The sequence below is a fragment of the Flavobacterium aquidurense genome (genome assembly GCF_002217195.1).
GTDB classification, from domain to species: domain Bacteria; phylum Bacteroidota; class Bacteroidia; order Flavobacteriales; family Flavobacteriaceae; genus Flavobacterium; species Flavobacterium frigidimaris.
Genome location: NZ_MUGR01000034.1, coordinates 303,581 through 316,578, shown reverse-complemented (window position 1 = coordinate 316,578; position 12,998 = coordinate 303,581). Strand labels below are relative to the sequence as shown.

Below are 12,998 nucleotides of genomic sequence, written 5' to 3'. Positions count from 1 at the left end.
TCGATTTGAAAATCTTCAAAATTCAATTTATTATTTTTCATGTCTTTGTGTGTTATTGATTAATTACTTCCTTTACCAGTTCCTTTACTTGGATCGATGTCATCTCCTCCCTGAACTGTTTTTTGTTGATTTTTAGATAATTTTTCGATTTGAAAATCTTCGAATGTTAGTTTTTTAGTTGTCATGATTTATTGTTTTTATTATTTAATTACTTCCTTTACCAGTTCCTTTACTTGGATCGATGTCATCTCCTCCCTGAACTGTTTTTTGTTGATTTTTAGATAATTTTTCGATTTGAAAATCTTCGAATGTTAGTTTTTTAGTTGTCATGATTTATTGTTTTTATGATTAATTACTTCCTTTACCAGTTCCTTTACTTGGATCGATAGGATCGTCTCCACCTCCACCATGGATAGTTTTTTGTTCATTTTTAGACATTTTTTTTGCTTCAAATTCTTCGAATGTTGCTTTATAATTTTTCATAAATTGTATGTTTTAGTATTATTGATTTTAGTATTAATTACTTCCTTTTCCAGTTCCTTTGCTTGGGTCAATTGAGTCATTGTTTTCTCCTCCCTGAACTGTTTTTTGTTGATTTTTAGATAATTTTTCGATTTGAAAATCTTCAAATCTTAATGATTGATTTGTCATGTTTTTATGTGTTAGGGTTAATGATTTATCAAAACTAGACAAAAAGCAAAACCCTTAGTCGAGAATAGGGTTTTGAGGGTTTTTGATGAAAAATTACAAGCATAAAAAGCTGTAATACAGGTAATTGTGTGTTTTATTCAGACTGATATAATTTATAAATTGTATGTAGTATAATTGATAAAATGTGTGTGCGCGACGTTTTTTTCTCGGTAAAAACAATAATATTTGCAGTGTAATTATGATTTTAAAGATTCGAAAAGATGTTAAAACTTGTCCAAAAATTTCTACAAATAAATAGATACTCGGAAATCAAAAATGAGTTTAAGGATTTGTTTCTTTCTCATCCAAATTATCCTAGTTTATTTGCGATAACAGACTCTTTGGATTTATTGTCTGTAGAGAATGCTGCAGTAAGAGTTTCGAAAGAACAGATAGTAGATTTGCCATCCAATTTTTTAGCCTATTTCAAAGACGAACTTATATTGGTAGAAAAGGCTAAAGATTTTGTACGTATTAATACAATCAAAAAAGGAAGTTTAAAATTATCGTATGAGAAGTTTCTTTTAGACTGGAATGGAGTAATAGTTGCAATAGAACCAAATAATGTTATTGCCAGAGAAAATTTAAAAATTGAATTTAGTTGGCTAAAATATTTTCTGCCTCTTTTGCTTTTGGTTGGTTTGTCTGTTTTCTATAACGTCTATAATCTTTTTAGTCTTGTTTTTTTAACAACATCCGTTTTAGGATTTATAGTGAGTGTTTTTATAGTTCAGGAAAAATTAGGTTTTAAAAATAGCATTATTTCAAAGTTTTGTAACCTGAGTACAGATTCGTCTTGTAATTCTGTGATTAGTTTTAAAGAAGGAATTAATAATAAATGGCTTAGTTTTTCAGATTTGCCCCTTATTTTCTTTGGTTCAAGTGTAATAGCCATTTTAGTTCAGCCTTTACAATCGGCAATTTTCGTTGGTTTTTTAAGTTTATTGGCGATACCGGTAATTGTATCCTCTATATGGATTCAAAAATTTGAAATTCAAAAATGGTGCGTAATGTGTCTGGCCGTTTCAGCTTTAATTTTTATACAAAGTGTTATATGGTTTGCTTCAGATTTGTTTACGTTAAGCTTCAGTTTTTATGATGTGTTTCCGTTTTTATTCTCTGTAGCGCTTCTTATTCCTATGTGGCTGGGATTAAAAACAGTGATAAAAAATATTCTGGGTACTGAGAATTTACTTAAAGAGATGAAAAAGTTTAAAAGAAATTATTCATTATTAAATTTCTTATCAAAAAAAGTTTCTTACACTAGTGGATTTGAGGATCTGAGAGGTCTGACTTTTGGAAACAGAAATGCTGCAGTTAAGCTTTCTATTATTATAAGTCCAAGTTGTGAGCATTGTCATAAAACATTTCAGGAAGCGTTTGATTTGGTTTTAAGATTTCCGGACAAAATTTTTCTAAATATTTTGTTCAATATTAATCCCGAAAATGCAGAGAATCCATATAAATCTGTTGTAGAAAGACTTTTGACAATAAATAGAGTAACTCCAGGAAAAACGGTTGAAGCGATATCAGACTGGCATATTAAAAAAATAGGTCTTAAAAAATGGTTGAAAAAATGGAATGTTGATTCCGTTAGTATGATGATCACCCAGGAAATACAAAAACAATATGAGTGGTGCTCTAAGAATAATTTTAATTATACACCCGTTAAAATTGTAAATGAAAGAGTTTTTCCAAATGAATATGAACTCAGTGAATTGAAATATTTTTTAAATGATTTTGTTGAAGAAATTGAGATTCTTGAAAAAAAGACCGCATAGTGCTTACTAAAAATATTTTTGCGTAATGGAGACATACAGCTTCAAATGTCTGTAAATGATTGAAGTATAACTCACAAACAAATCATGAAATTATGATAAAAAACATTTTAAACTTACCCGGAGCTGAAGCGTTGGGTATACCTGAGCAAAAAAGTATAAACGGAGGAAGTATTCCGCCAGATGGTCAGTGTAATGAGTTTGTTGTATTCCGTGCCACAGAAGCTCAATGTTTGGCCTATCCGTATAATTTAAGACCGGCATATATTGGATCCAATCAATGTTCAATATTAATGGCTCCGTGTTAAAATTAGATGCAGATAGCTATAAAATAGTTGAATCTTGAATTGCAATATCTTATAAGATGTTAAAGAAAATTTTGAATTTAGAGAGTGCTCAGCATATCAGCAAAAATGAGCAAAAAACAATAAAAGGAGGAATTCCTGAATGTTGGATTTATGCAATTGAAGCTGGATGTGTTTTGATATCCGCAGGCGGAACTTGTCCCGTAAATACGTTGCCAGGTATTTGTGATACAAACCGTCTTTGTTGTTAATTTTTAACGTTTTAAGAGAAATACAGTACAGCCTTTTTTAGAATTTAGTCATGTTTTTTTTAATTTGTAGGCGCTCGATCGTGGAACATTGAGCAATTTTCCCCACATTGATGATTGGTGTTGGGATTCTTTAGGAAAATTGGCCACTGGTTTGATTTTTATTTGGTTAGGGTTAGCCAGTGCCATGTCCTACAGAAATTGTATTTCTAATAAATATGTTTTTAAATACCTAAACAGAGAAGATGAATATCTTCTCTGTTTTTTTTTGTTTCTTAAGAGATAGAGTTTCTTTTGAGGCTTTTATTGCAGGGGATAATTGTTTTCAGGTATTCTTTAAAATATATTCCCTAAGTTTATTTTTTTTTGTGAAACCTCATTTTGAGGTATCTTGGTAAAGCTAATTCACCAGTTTAAAGCGTATTACCTAAAATCGTTGTAGAAATCGAAAATAATTAACTTAATAGTAAGTAAATATCATATTTTTGTAAGATACACGATAAGAATATTATATTTTGATAATGATTTAATTCATACATTAAATTTGAAAAAATTTACCCATTATAAACAAGCAGATCATAAAGATTGCGGTCCTACATGCTTAAAAATAATCGCAAAGCACTACGGAAAAACAATTAATATTCAGGAACTCCGCGACGCAAGTGAAACCACTCGTGAAGGAAGTAATTTGCTTTTTTTGAGTGATGCGGCAGAAAAAGTTGGGTTTAGAACTCTGGGGGTAAAATTAAACTTAGAACGATTAGAAGAAGCGCCATTACCCTGTATTTTACACTGGAATAAAAACCATTATGTAGTACTTTATAAAATAAAAAAAAATACCTATTATATTTCTGATCCGGCTTTTGGTTTAATTGAATATAACAAACATGATTTTCTTAAATTTTGGATAGGAAACAATGCAGATGATTCAACTCAGGAAGGTATTGCGTTGCTGATTGAAGCTTCACCAAAGTTTTTTCAGTCAGAATTTGATAAAGAGGAAAATAAAGGATTAGGATTTAGATTATTGTCGCAGTATGTATTGCGATATAAATTATTTTTAATTCAATTGAGCATAGGTTTATTGGCGAGTAGTTTAATACAGTTAATTTTTCCTTTTTTAACTCAAAGTATTGTCGATGTTGGGATTCAGAATCAGAACATTCATTTTATCTATCTCATTCTTTTTGCGCAACTGTTCCTTTTTGCCGGGAGAACAGGATTAGAACTTATCAGGAGCTGGATCTTGCTCCATCTTTCTACCAGAATCAATATTTCGCTGATTTCAGATTTCTTCATTAAATTAATGAACCTGCCTATTTCATTTTTTGATGTGCGAATGACAGGAGACATTATGCAGCGTATCAACGATCATCGCAGAATCGAAAAAATACTGACTACATCCTCGTTAAACGTTTTGTTTTCTGTAATCAACATGTTCGTTATGGGAGGTGTTTTGGCTTATTTTAATCTTCAGATATTTTTTGTGTTTTTTGCAGGAAGTATACTTTATTTTGGATGGATTACGCTATTCTTAAAACGAAGAGAAGTTCTGGATTACAAACGTTTTGCAGAAGTTTCGCAAGAGCAAAGCAAAGTCATGGAGCTCATTAACGGAATGCAGGAAATCAAGCTTCACAATGCCGAAAAACAAAAACGTTGGGGGTGGGAATATGTTCAGGCAAGATTGTTTCGGGTTTCTATAAAAGGGTTGGTTTTAGAACAGACACAAACGATTGGTTCCTCAGTAATCAATGAATTGAAAAATATCTTCATTATATTTCTTTCTGCAAAATTGGTAATTGATGGTTCTATAACGTTGGGGATGATGCTGGCGATAAGTTCGATCGTAGGAAGTTTAAACGGGCCAATCACTCAGCTTATAGAATTTGTGAGAGAACTTCAGGATGCTAAAATATCATTGGCCAGATTGTCTGAAATTCATGAGAAAGAAGATGAAACACAACAAGAGGTTCATCAGACCAGTGATGTTCCGTATGATTGTGATATTGATATAAAGAATCTTTCCTATCGTTATCTGGGATCTGATATTCCTGTTTTGGATGATCTCACCCTGAAAATCCCGGCCAATAAAGTAACTGCGATTGTTGGTGTTAGCGGAAGTGGAAAAACGACCTTAATGAAATTACTTCTTAAATTTTACGAACCTGAAAAAGGAGAAGTTACTATAGGAAACACACAGCTTAAAAATATTTCGCAAAAAGCCTGGCGGTCCAACATTGGGGCAGTAATGCAAGAGGGGTTTATTTTTAGTGATACCATTGCCAATAATATCGCTATTGGAGTAGATAAAGTGGATAAGGAAAGATTGGTATATGCAGCAGATGTTGCCAATATAAAAGAATATGTCAGTGGTTTGCCATTGGGCTATAACACTAAAATTGGTGCAGAAGGCGTGGGGATGAGTACAGGGCAAAAACAACGTTTGTTAATTGCCAGAGCAGTGTATAAAAATCCTGAAATATTGTTTTTTGATGAAGCTACATCGGCTTTAGATGCTAACAATGAAAAAGAAATTATGCAAAAACTCGATGTTTTCTTTAAGAATAAAACGGTAATTGTTATTGCGCACAGGTTAAGCACCGTTATGAATGCAGATCAGATTGTAGTTTTAGACAAAGGAAAAATCATCGAAATAGGAAATCACGCAGCTTTGGTAGAACAAAAAGGAAATTATTTTGAGTTGGTTAAAAATCAGTTACAATTAGGAAATTAAATCATGGCAGAAGACACTACATTCGAACTAAGAAGTGAAGAGGTTCAGGACATTCTCACCAAAGTACCGCACTGGATGATTCGTTGGGGAACTGTTTTGATATTCGTAATTATTTTTATGTTGTTTTTTGTATCCTGGTTTATTAAATATCCGGACGTTGTAAACACTGAAATTGTAATTACCACCAATATTCCGCCGGAAAAAATAGTTTCTAAATCTTCAGGGCGTATAGAAGCTATTCTGGTAAAAGACAAATCGATAGTTGCAAAAAACAGTACACTGGCGATTATCGAAAATACAGCCAATTATAAAGATGTCTTTTTACTGAAAAAGATCGTTGATCAATATGATATCAATAATCCTGAAAAAGCATTTCCGTTTGACTTGCTAAAAAATACACAACTGGGAGAAATTGAAAGCGCTTTTGCCGTTTTCCAGAAAGATTATCAGGCCGAACAGCTGAATAAAGACCTGCAGCCTTTTGCAGTCGAAAACAGAGCACAGGTTTCTGAAAAAGTTCAGATAAAAGAAAGGCTGGAGATTCTTCAGCAGCAAAAAGTAATCAACGAGAGCGAATTGCAGCTTCAGAAAAATGAAATTTCCCGTTTTGAAACCTTGTTCAATAAAGGGATTATTTCGGCTCAGGAGATGGAAGCTAAAAAATTAGGTTATCTCCAGGCTCAAAAGAGTTATAAAAGCCTTTTGACGTCTATTTCACAGTTAAAGTCCTCTTTGATTGATAATTCAAAATTAAGTCGGAATTCGCAGATAAGCGGTACTAAAGAAGAAGTTAACTTAGGCAGGAACATGGCCCAATCTTTTTATCAGCTTAAAAAAGTAATAAAAGATTGGGAAATGGCTTATACCCTAAAATCTTCCGTAAGTGGCGTAGTTACTTTTTTGCAGGTCTGGACAGAAAATCAAACGATAAATGTGGGCGATAATGTTTTTTCTATTATTCCGGATACAAAAAATGGTTTTGTTGGAAAAGTAAAAGCACCGGCATTGAATTCCGGTAAAATAAAAGTAGGGCAAGTAGTCAATATCAGATTAGCAAATTTCCCTGATCGGGAGTTTGGTGTGCTAAAAGGCAAGATCAGAAACATTTCTCTGGTTCCCGATAAAGATGGAAATTTATTATTAGATGTTGCCCTTCCAAACGGATTGCTGACGTCTTATAAAAAACGAATTGTTTTTCAGCAGGAAATGAAAGGAAGTGCTGAAATCGTAACTGAAGATTTGCGACTAATAGAAAGGATTTTATATCAGTTCAAAAGTATTTTTGAGCAGGTTTAGAATTTCAGATAAAAATCTTTAGTCAAATCAATATATTCAGGAGTATAAACATGCCTGTCTATTTCGATTGTTAGCTCATCGATTTCAATTTCCGGATTTTCATTTCGGCTAAAAGCCAATAAGCTTCTTTTTATTGTTGAAGTTGGTGTTCCTTTTACTCTGGTAATTTTTACGGGATATAATTCTGATTCTTTGGCTAAAGAAATAAAGTTTGCTTCTTCTTTGAACGGAAGGATAACGGCAAATATTCCGTTTTCAGAAAGGAATAAATCGGCAGCTTCAACTAGTTCTTCAAAAGGCATGGCATCTTGAAAACGGGCTAGATCACGTTGTTCGTTGTCGGTTTTATAATCTTCTGAATAAAAAGGAGGATTTGAAACAATCAGATCGTATTCATCTTCCGGCTCTTCGATAAATTCATCCAAACCGGCATGAAAACAAAATAAACGATCGCTCCAGGGAGAGTTTTCGAAATTATCAACGGCTTGTTCGTATGCATCTTCATCGATTTCAAGCGCATCAATTTGTTCCGCGTGAGTGCGCTGAGCAAGCATCAAAGCAATAATTCCGGTTCCTGCACCAATATCTAATATACTAAACGGATTATGATAAATTGGAGCCCAAGAGCCCAATAAAACGCCATCTGTGCCAACTTTCATGGCAGTTTTATCTTGTTGTACAGAAAATTGCTTGAACTGAAACATTTGGATTCATGATTATAGGTTAACAATTAGATTTTTTAGAAATTAAATATAATCTAAAAATCCAACAATCTAAGAAGTCTGAAAATCTATCTAAAGGTACATCTCAACCAATCCTTCCGGAAGGTTCATAATTACTTTTTTGTTTTCGCGATCAATTTTTACAAGGAAGTGATCGATCATTGGGATCAGCATTTCTACTTCACCATTTAAAACTTCAAAAAGTGGCTGTGCTGTACTATCATTAACGGCAGCGATTTTTCCAAAAATACCTAAGCGCTGATCTTCGATTTCGAAACCAATAACCTCATGGAAATAAAATTTGTTGCCGGTAAGTTTTGGCAACATATTCAAAGGAAGATAAATTGCATTACCCATAATGGCATCTGCATCTTCTTCGGTGTTCATGTCTTCAAAACGAATTCTTAGGAAATCGTTTTTGTGCAAGGAACTTTTTTCAATAAAAAAAGGAACCAGGTGTTTATTGCATTCAATAAACACTGATTCCAGATTTTCGTATAACTCAGGTTCGTCCGTGTCTAAATAAGCCAGAACTTCACCTTTGAAACTAAATTTTTTAGCGATTTTACCTAAATAAAAACATTCTTCTTTACGCATTCTCGCTTATTATAATTATGCTTCAGTTGTTTCGTTATTTTCTTCAGCAGCAGGAGTTTCTTCAGTTGATTCAACTTCAGCAACTTCTTCTTCAACTGCAGGAGTTGCAGCAGCGATAGCATCAGCTTCAGCCTGAGCTGCAGCAGCTAAACGTTTAGCGTTAACTTCTTGTTCTGCTTTAAAAGCTTTAGCTTTAGCATCAGCTTGCGCTTTTGTTAAACCGTCTTTTTTAGCATCAACTTTTCCAGCTTTAGCATCTAACCAAGCAGATAATTTAGCATCAGCTTGCTCTTGAGTCAAAGCGCCTTTACGAATACCTCCATCAAGGTGGTGTTTCAATAAAGCACCTTTGTAAGAAAGGATTGCTCTAGCTGTATCAGTAGGTTGAGCACCATTGTGCAACCATTTTACAGCACTATCAATGTTTAATTCGATAGTTGCAGGGTTTGTGTTTGGATTGTAAGTACCGATTTTCTCTAAATATTTACCATCTCTTTTTGAGCGTGCATCTGCAGCTACAACCCAGTAAAAAGGTTTTTGTTTTTTACCGTGTCTTTGTAATCTAATTTTTACTGACATAATCTTATGATTAAATTTTGAGGTACTCGACCTCTGTTAATTAAGGGCGCAAAGATATAATTTTTTTATGAATTATGCATTCCAAATTTTATTAAATATATTTGAGGTCAGTTTTGGCTGTTTTTTAGCTGTTTTTCAAGTTGGAAATTTAGTATTTCAGCTCAAATGCGATACTTTTGCCTCAAATTCATCGTTTTATGAAAAAATACATTTACTTGCTGATTACTATTTTGATTTTTGCATCTTGTACAGAAGATGTAAAATTCAATAATCCTGCATTTCAGGGTCTAAAGGATAACGTTTTTTGGAGGGCTCAAAGTTACAAGGCAACTATACTGACAAATGGTAGTTTAGTTCTGGAAGGCTCATTAGGTTATGAAAAAGTAATTTTAAGATTGCCGGTCGTATCTCAAAAAACGTATACATTAGGTATTAATGATGTAGCGACTGCATCCTATTCTAATATTCTTCCGTCTCAATTAGAAGAGTTTACAACAGGAAAGAATAAAGGTAACGGAGAAATTGTAGTTACCGAATATAATGCTGAAACAAAAACTATTTCAGGAACATTTAAGTTTAATGCGGCAAATGTTGATGATTCAAATGTTGAAAAAACCGGAGTAAATTTTACAGAAGGTGTGTTTTATAAAATTCCGATTTCTTCTAATATGACTATTAATAATTAAGTTTTTCATTAACAATTGTTTGGTTTTGTTGAATTCTACTTTTTTAAATCAAAATAAAAACATAAATAAACTAATATATAGTAGATTACAGAAAAATAAGACTACATTTGCTACATTATTATAAATAAGTACATATGAACATTTTTGTTGGAAGCCTTCCATTCAGTATTGAGGAAGCAGATTTAAGAGAGTCTTTCGAGGCTTACGGAGCAGTAGATTCAGTTAAAATCATTACTGATAAATTTACAGGAAGAAGCAAAGGTTTTGGTTTCGTAGAGATGCCAAACGATGCTGAAGCTCAAAAAGCAATTGATGAATTGAACGGAGCTACTGTTCAAGGTCGTGCAATTGTGGTTAATAAATCTGAACCGAAACCAGAAGGCGAAAGAAGAAGCTTCAACAATAACAGTCGTGGTGGAGATTCACGCGGAGGTTATGGTGGAGGAAACAGCCGTGGTGGAAATGACCGTGGTGGTAACAGAGGAGGATATTAATATTTTTTTCTAAAATATATAAAAAGGGATCAATGCAAATTGATCCCTTTTTTTATGGTGAATTTTTTGTTTCAAGTTTCAGGTTTCACGTTCCAACAACCTGAAACTTGAAACCTGAAACAAAATTAACTATAAGTTAGCAACTAGCCAGTCTCCAACTTCGCTGGTTTTGTATGCTTTAGTTCCCTTTGCAGCTAAATCTTCAGTAACAATTCCTTGTTCTAATGATTTGTTTACAACGGCTCTAATTGTTTCGGCTTCGTCTTTTAATCCAAAAGCATCTTCGAACATCATGGCTGCTGATAAAATAGTCGCTAACGGATTAGCGATATTCAATCCGGTTGCCTGAGGATAAGATCCGTGAATTGGTTCGTATAATGAAGTGTGTTCTCCAACAGATGCAGAAGGCATTAATCCCATTGAACCTGAAATTACAGAAGCTTCGTCAGTTAAGATGTCTCCAAATAGGTTTTCAGTAATTAAAACGTCATAAGAATTTGGCCATTGTACTAAACGCATCGCTACAGCATCAACAAATTCATAAGAAACCGTTACTTCAGGATAATCTTTTTCCATTGCCTGAACTGTTTCTCTCCATAAACGTGAAGTTTCCAAAACGTTTGCTTTGTCAACGCAGCATAATTTTTTGCTACGAGTCATCGCTAATTCAAAACCTTTTTTGGCTAAACGCTGTACTTCTGCTCTTGTGTAAACACAGTTGTCAAACGCAGTTTCTCCGTCGTCTCTTCTTCCTTTTTCTCCAAAGTAGATTCCTCCGGTTAATTCTCTTAAGAAAACCAAATCAGTTCCTTCGATTCTTTCTCTTTTTAAAGGAGAATTATCAATCAAAGAAGGGAAAGTAAAAGTAGGGCGTACGTTAGCAAACAAACCTAATTTTTTACGCATCAATAATAATCCCTGCTCCGGACGAACTGGTGCGCTTGGATCGTTATCGTATTTTGGATGACCAATTGCCCCAAACAAAACAGCATCGGCTTTCATACAAACTTCATGCGTTTCGTCAGGGTAAGGAACTCCAACCGCATCAATTGCAGCTGCTCCGGTAAGAGCTGGTGTCCAAGTTATTTCGTGATTGAATTTTTTTGCAATTGCATCAGATACTTTTACTGCTTCATTAATTACTTCTGGTCCGATTCCGTCACCGGCTAAAAGGGCTATGTTAAATTTCATTATTTAGGTATTATGTTAATTTTTAAGGTTCATAGTGACAAAGGCGCAAAGTTTAAAAACAGCAAGGAGAAAACCTTTGTTCCTCTGTAGCTTTGAACCTTTGTCTCTTTTATTGAGTAATCACATTCAACATCTTTTGAGTTGCAATAATTGCTGCAACCGTTTGGTCTGAATCTAATCCTCTGGTTTTGAATTCTTTTCCGTTGTTTACCCAGGTGATGATGGTTTCGCACAATGCATCAGAACTACTTCCTGGTGGGATTCGAACGGCGTAATCAATTAATTTTGGAAGCGTTAGTTTTTTGCTTTTGTAAATTTTTGATAAAGCATTCATAAAAGCATCAAACTGACCGTCTCCCTGAGCGCTTTCTTCGATAATTTCATCGTCAATTTTTAAAAGCAAAGTCGTTGACGGGCGCATTCCTTTGGAATGCATTAATACGTAGGATTCTATGGTGATTTTATCTTCATAAGTATGACTGTCCAAAACATCTGATATAATGTAGGGAAGGTCTTCCTTAGTAACAGTTTCTTTTTTATCGCCTAATTCGATGATTCTTTGCGTAACCAATTTCAGGTCTTCCTGATTTAGTTTTAAGCCTAATTCCTGAAGATTTTTTTCGATATTGGCTTTTCCCGAAGTTTTACCTAAAGCATATTTACGTTTTCTTCCGAAACGTTCCGGAAGCAAATCATTAAAATACAAATTGTTTTTATTGTCACCGTCAGCGTGAATTCCCGCAGTTTGCGTAAAAACATTATCGCCGACAATTGGTTTGTTGGCAGGAATTCTGTATCCTGTAAAAGTTTCAACTAATTTGCTAACCGTGTATAAAGAAGTTTCTTTGATGTTGATGCTGACTTCCGGTAAATAATCATTTATCACGGCAACAGTACTTTCGAGCGGAGCATTTCCTGCTCGTTCTCCCATTCCGTTTACCGTAACATGAAGTCCGTTTATGCCGGCTTTGACAGCTTCCATAACATTGGCAATGCTCAAATCGTAATCGTTGTGCGCGTGAAAATCAAAATGAATTTGCGGGTATTTTGCTCTGATTTTTGAAATGAATTCAAAAGTTAAGGACGGAATTAAAACGCCTAAAGTATCCGGAAGTAAAATTCTTTTAACGGGTTGAGTAGATAGAAAATCAAGAAATTGAAAAACATATTCCGGTGAATTTCGCATTCCGTTGCTCCAGTCTTCCAGATAAACGTTGGTTTCAATATTGTTTTCTTTGGCTAAAGAGATGATTTGTGCAATCTCGGAAAAATGTTGTTCCGGAGTTTTTTTTAATTGATGAGTTAAGTGATTCATTGAGCCTTTAGTCAATAAATTTTGCACTTTTGCACCTGCTTTTTTCATCCATTCGATCGAAACGCCTCCATCTACAAACGAAAGTACTTCAATACGATTAGTGTATCCTTTCTCGGCTGCCCAGGATGTAATGCCTTTTACGGCCTGAAACTCGCCTTCGCTGACACGGGCCGAAGCAATTTCGATTCTATCAATATTTAATTCTTCCAACAACAATTGTGCAATGGTTAGTTTTTCTGCAGCAGAAAAAGATACTCCTGAGGTTTGTTCACCATCACGGAGCGTCGTGTCCATTATTTCAATTTTTCTTTTTTCCATATTGATATTCTAATTTCTAACTGTTTGGGTATGCTATCCCAT

The 12,998-nt window shown here is 34.1% G+C and carries 16 protein-coding genes; 7 read left to right on the top strand and 9 right to left on the bottom strand.

Annotated elements, in window-relative coordinates; translation table 11 throughout:
• Positions 1–59: 59 nt before the first annotated feature.
• From B0A67_RS17965 to B0A67_RS17950, 4 genes are read right to left on the bottom strand one after another with little or no spacing between them, the layout of a single operon-like run.
• Positions 60–185, bottom strand: coding sequence for an rSAM-modified peptide (locus B0A67_RS17965; RefSeq protein ID WP_089069560.1), 126 nt, complete (start codon positions 183–185; stop codon positions 60–62).
• Positions 186–204: 19 nt separating this feature from the next.
• Positions 205–330, bottom strand: coding sequence for an rSAM-modified peptide (locus B0A67_RS17960; protein WP_089069560.1), 126 nt, complete (start codon positions 328–330; stop codon positions 205–207).
• An 18-nt stretch (positions 331–348) separates the two neighbouring features.
• Positions 349–483 carry an rSAM-modified peptide gene (locus B0A67_RS17955; protein WP_089069559.1) on the bottom strand — a complete coding sequence of 45 codons (135 nt, stop codon included), beginning with the start codon at positions 481–483 and terminating at the stop codon, positions 349–351.
• A gap of 33 nt (positions 484–516) precedes the next feature.
• The gene (locus B0A67_RS17950; protein WP_089069558.1) at positions 517–651 is read right to left on the bottom strand and encodes an rSAM-modified peptide; all 135 of its coding nucleotides are present in this window, start codon (positions 649–651) and stop codon (positions 517–519) included.
• A 260-nt stretch (positions 652–911) separates the two neighbouring features.
• Between B0A67_RS17950 and B0A67_RS17945 the strand changes: the two genes are divergently transcribed.
• The 5 genes from B0A67_RS17945 (at position 912) to B0A67_RS17925 (ending at position 7,054) form a co-directional block, all read left to right on the top strand.
• Complete coding sequence (locus tag B0A67_RS17945) at positions 912–2,471, top strand: vitamin K epoxide reductase family protein (RefSeq protein ID WP_072955304.1); 1,560 nt, start codon at positions 912–914, stop codon at positions 2,469–2,471.
• 92 nt (positions 2,472–2,563) lie between these two features.
• Entirely contained in the window at positions 2,564–2,776 is a 213-nt protein-coding gene (locus tag B0A67_RS17940) for a hypothetical protein (protein ID WP_072955301.1), read from the top strand.
• A gap of 56 nt (positions 2,777–2,832) precedes the next feature.
• The gene (locus B0A67_RS17935; RefSeq protein WP_072955298.1) at positions 2,833–3,024 is read left to right on the top strand and encodes a hypothetical protein; all 192 of its coding nucleotides are present in this window, start codon (positions 2,833–2,835) and stop codon (positions 3,022–3,024) included.
• 541 nt (positions 3,025–3,565) lie between these two features.
• On the top strand, positions 3,566–5,758 hold the full coding sequence (locus B0A67_RS17930) for a peptidase domain-containing ABC transporter (RefSeq protein WP_072955296.1): 2,193 nt from the start codon (positions 3,566–3,568) through the stop codon (positions 5,756–5,758).
• Positions 5,759–5,761: 3 nt separating this feature from the next.
• The gene (locus tag B0A67_RS17925) at positions 5,762–7,054 is read left to right on the top strand and encodes an HlyD family secretion protein (RefSeq protein WP_072955293.1); all 1,293 of its coding nucleotides are present in this window, start codon (positions 5,762–5,764) and stop codon (positions 7,052–7,054) included.
• Here B0A67_RS17925 and B0A67_RS17920 read toward each other — a convergent pair.
• The 3 genes from B0A67_RS17920 to B0A67_RS17910 form a co-directional block, all read right to left on the bottom strand.
• Positions 7,051–7,758 (bottom strand): tRNA1(Val) (adenine(37)-N6)-methyltransferase, encoded by a 708-nt coding sequence (locus B0A67_RS17920; RefSeq protein WP_072955290.1) that lies wholly within the window; start codon positions 7,756–7,758, stop codon positions 7,051–7,053. The two genes, B0A67_RS17925 and B0A67_RS17920, sit on opposite strands and share 4 nt — an antisense overlap.
• A gap of 90 nt (positions 7,759–7,848) precedes the next feature.
• Positions 7,849–8,373, bottom strand: coding sequence for a ribosome maturation factor RimM (gene rimM, locus B0A67_RS17915; RefSeq protein ID WP_072955288.1), 525 nt, complete (start codon positions 8,371–8,373; stop codon positions 7,849–7,851).
• A gap of 15 nt (positions 8,374–8,388) precedes the next feature.
• On the bottom strand, positions 8,389–8,952 hold the full coding sequence (locus B0A67_RS17910) for a 30S ribosomal protein S16 (protein ID WP_072955285.1): 564 nt from the start codon (positions 8,950–8,952) through the stop codon (positions 8,389–8,391).
• A gap of 197 nt (positions 8,953–9,149) precedes the next feature.
• Between B0A67_RS17910 and B0A67_RS17905 the strand changes: the two genes are divergently transcribed.
• Entirely contained in the window at positions 9,150–9,638 is a 489-nt protein-coding gene (locus B0A67_RS17905; RefSeq protein WP_072955282.1) for a DUF6252 family protein, read from the top strand.
• Between the two features lie 134 nt (positions 9,639–9,772).
• On the top strand, positions 9,773–10,132 hold the full coding sequence (locus B0A67_RS17900) for an RNA recognition motif domain-containing protein (RefSeq protein ID WP_026982652.1): 360 nt from the start codon (positions 9,773–9,775) through the stop codon (positions 10,130–10,132).
• 129 nt (positions 10,133–10,261) lie between these two features.
• On the opposite strand, the gene leuB is transcribed toward B0A67_RS17900, so the two are convergent.
• Together leuB and B0A67_RS17890 are read right to left on the bottom strand one after the other, a co-directional pair.
• Entirely contained in the window at positions 10,262–11,323 is a 1,062-nt protein-coding gene (leuB, locus tag B0A67_RS17895) for a 3-isopropylmalate dehydrogenase (RefSeq protein WP_072955280.1), read from the bottom strand.
• 109 nt (positions 11,324–11,432) lie between these two features.
• Positions 11,433–12,956, bottom strand: a complete 1,524-nt coding sequence (locus B0A67_RS17890; protein ID WP_072955277.1) for an alpha-isopropylmalate synthase regulatory domain-containing protein — start codon at positions 12,954–12,956, stop codon at positions 11,433–11,435.
• Positions 12,957–12,998: the final 42 nt, after the last annotated feature.

Coding starts and splice junctions, on each gene's coding strand:
- B0A67_RS17920 (WP_072955290.1), bottom strand. CDS start 7,758: ATGTTTCAGTTCAAGCAATTTTCTGTACAACAAGATAAAACTGCCATG.
- leuB (WP_072955280.1), bottom strand. CDS start 11,323: ATGAAATTTAACATAGCCCTTTTAGCCGGTGACGGAATCGGACCAGAA.
- B0A67_RS17965 (WP_089069560.1), bottom strand. CDS start 185: ATGACAACTAAAAAACTAACATTCGAAGATTTTCAAATCGAAAAATTA.
- B0A67_RS17905 (WP_072955282.1), top strand. CDS start 9,150: ATGAAAAAATACATTTACTTGCTGATTACTATTTTGATTTTTGCATCT.
- B0A67_RS17900 (WP_026982652.1), top strand. CDS start 9,773: ATGAACATTTTTGTTGGAAGCCTTCCATTCAGTATTGAGGAAGCAGAT.
- B0A67_RS17960 (WP_089069560.1), bottom strand. CDS start 330: ATGACAACTAAAAAACTAACATTCGAAGATTTTCAAATCGAAAAATTA.
- B0A67_RS17910 (WP_072955285.1), bottom strand. CDS start 8,952: ATGTCAGTAAAAATTAGATTACAAAGACACGGTAAAAAACAAAAACCT.
- B0A67_RS17950 (WP_089069558.1), bottom strand. CDS start 651: ATGACAAATCAATCATTAAGATTTGAAGATTTTCAAATCGAAAAATTA.
- B0A67_RS17935 (WP_072955298.1), top strand. CDS start 2,833: ATGTTAAAGAAAATTTTGAATTTAGAGAGTGCTCAGCATATCAGCAAA.
- B0A67_RS17925 (WP_072955293.1), top strand. CDS start 5,762: ATGGCAGAAGACACTACATTCGAACTAAGAAGTGAAGAGGTTCAGGAC.
- B0A67_RS17940 (WP_072955301.1), top strand. CDS start 2,564: ATGATAAAAAACATTTTAAACTTACCCGGAGCTGAAGCGTTGGGTATA.
- B0A67_RS17955 (WP_089069559.1), bottom strand. CDS start 483: ATGAAAAATTATAAAGCAACATTCGAAGAATTTGAAGCAAAAAAAATG.
- rimM (WP_072955288.1), bottom strand. CDS start 8,373: ATGCGTAAAGAAGAATGTTTTTATTTAGGTAAAATCGCTAAAAAATTT.
- B0A67_RS17945 (WP_072955304.1), top strand. CDS start 912: ATGTTAAAACTTGTCCAAAAATTTCTACAAATAAATAGATACTCGGAA.
- B0A67_RS17890 (WP_072955277.1), bottom strand. CDS start 12,956: ATGGAAAAAAGAAAAATTGAAATAATGGACACGACGCTCCGTGATGGT.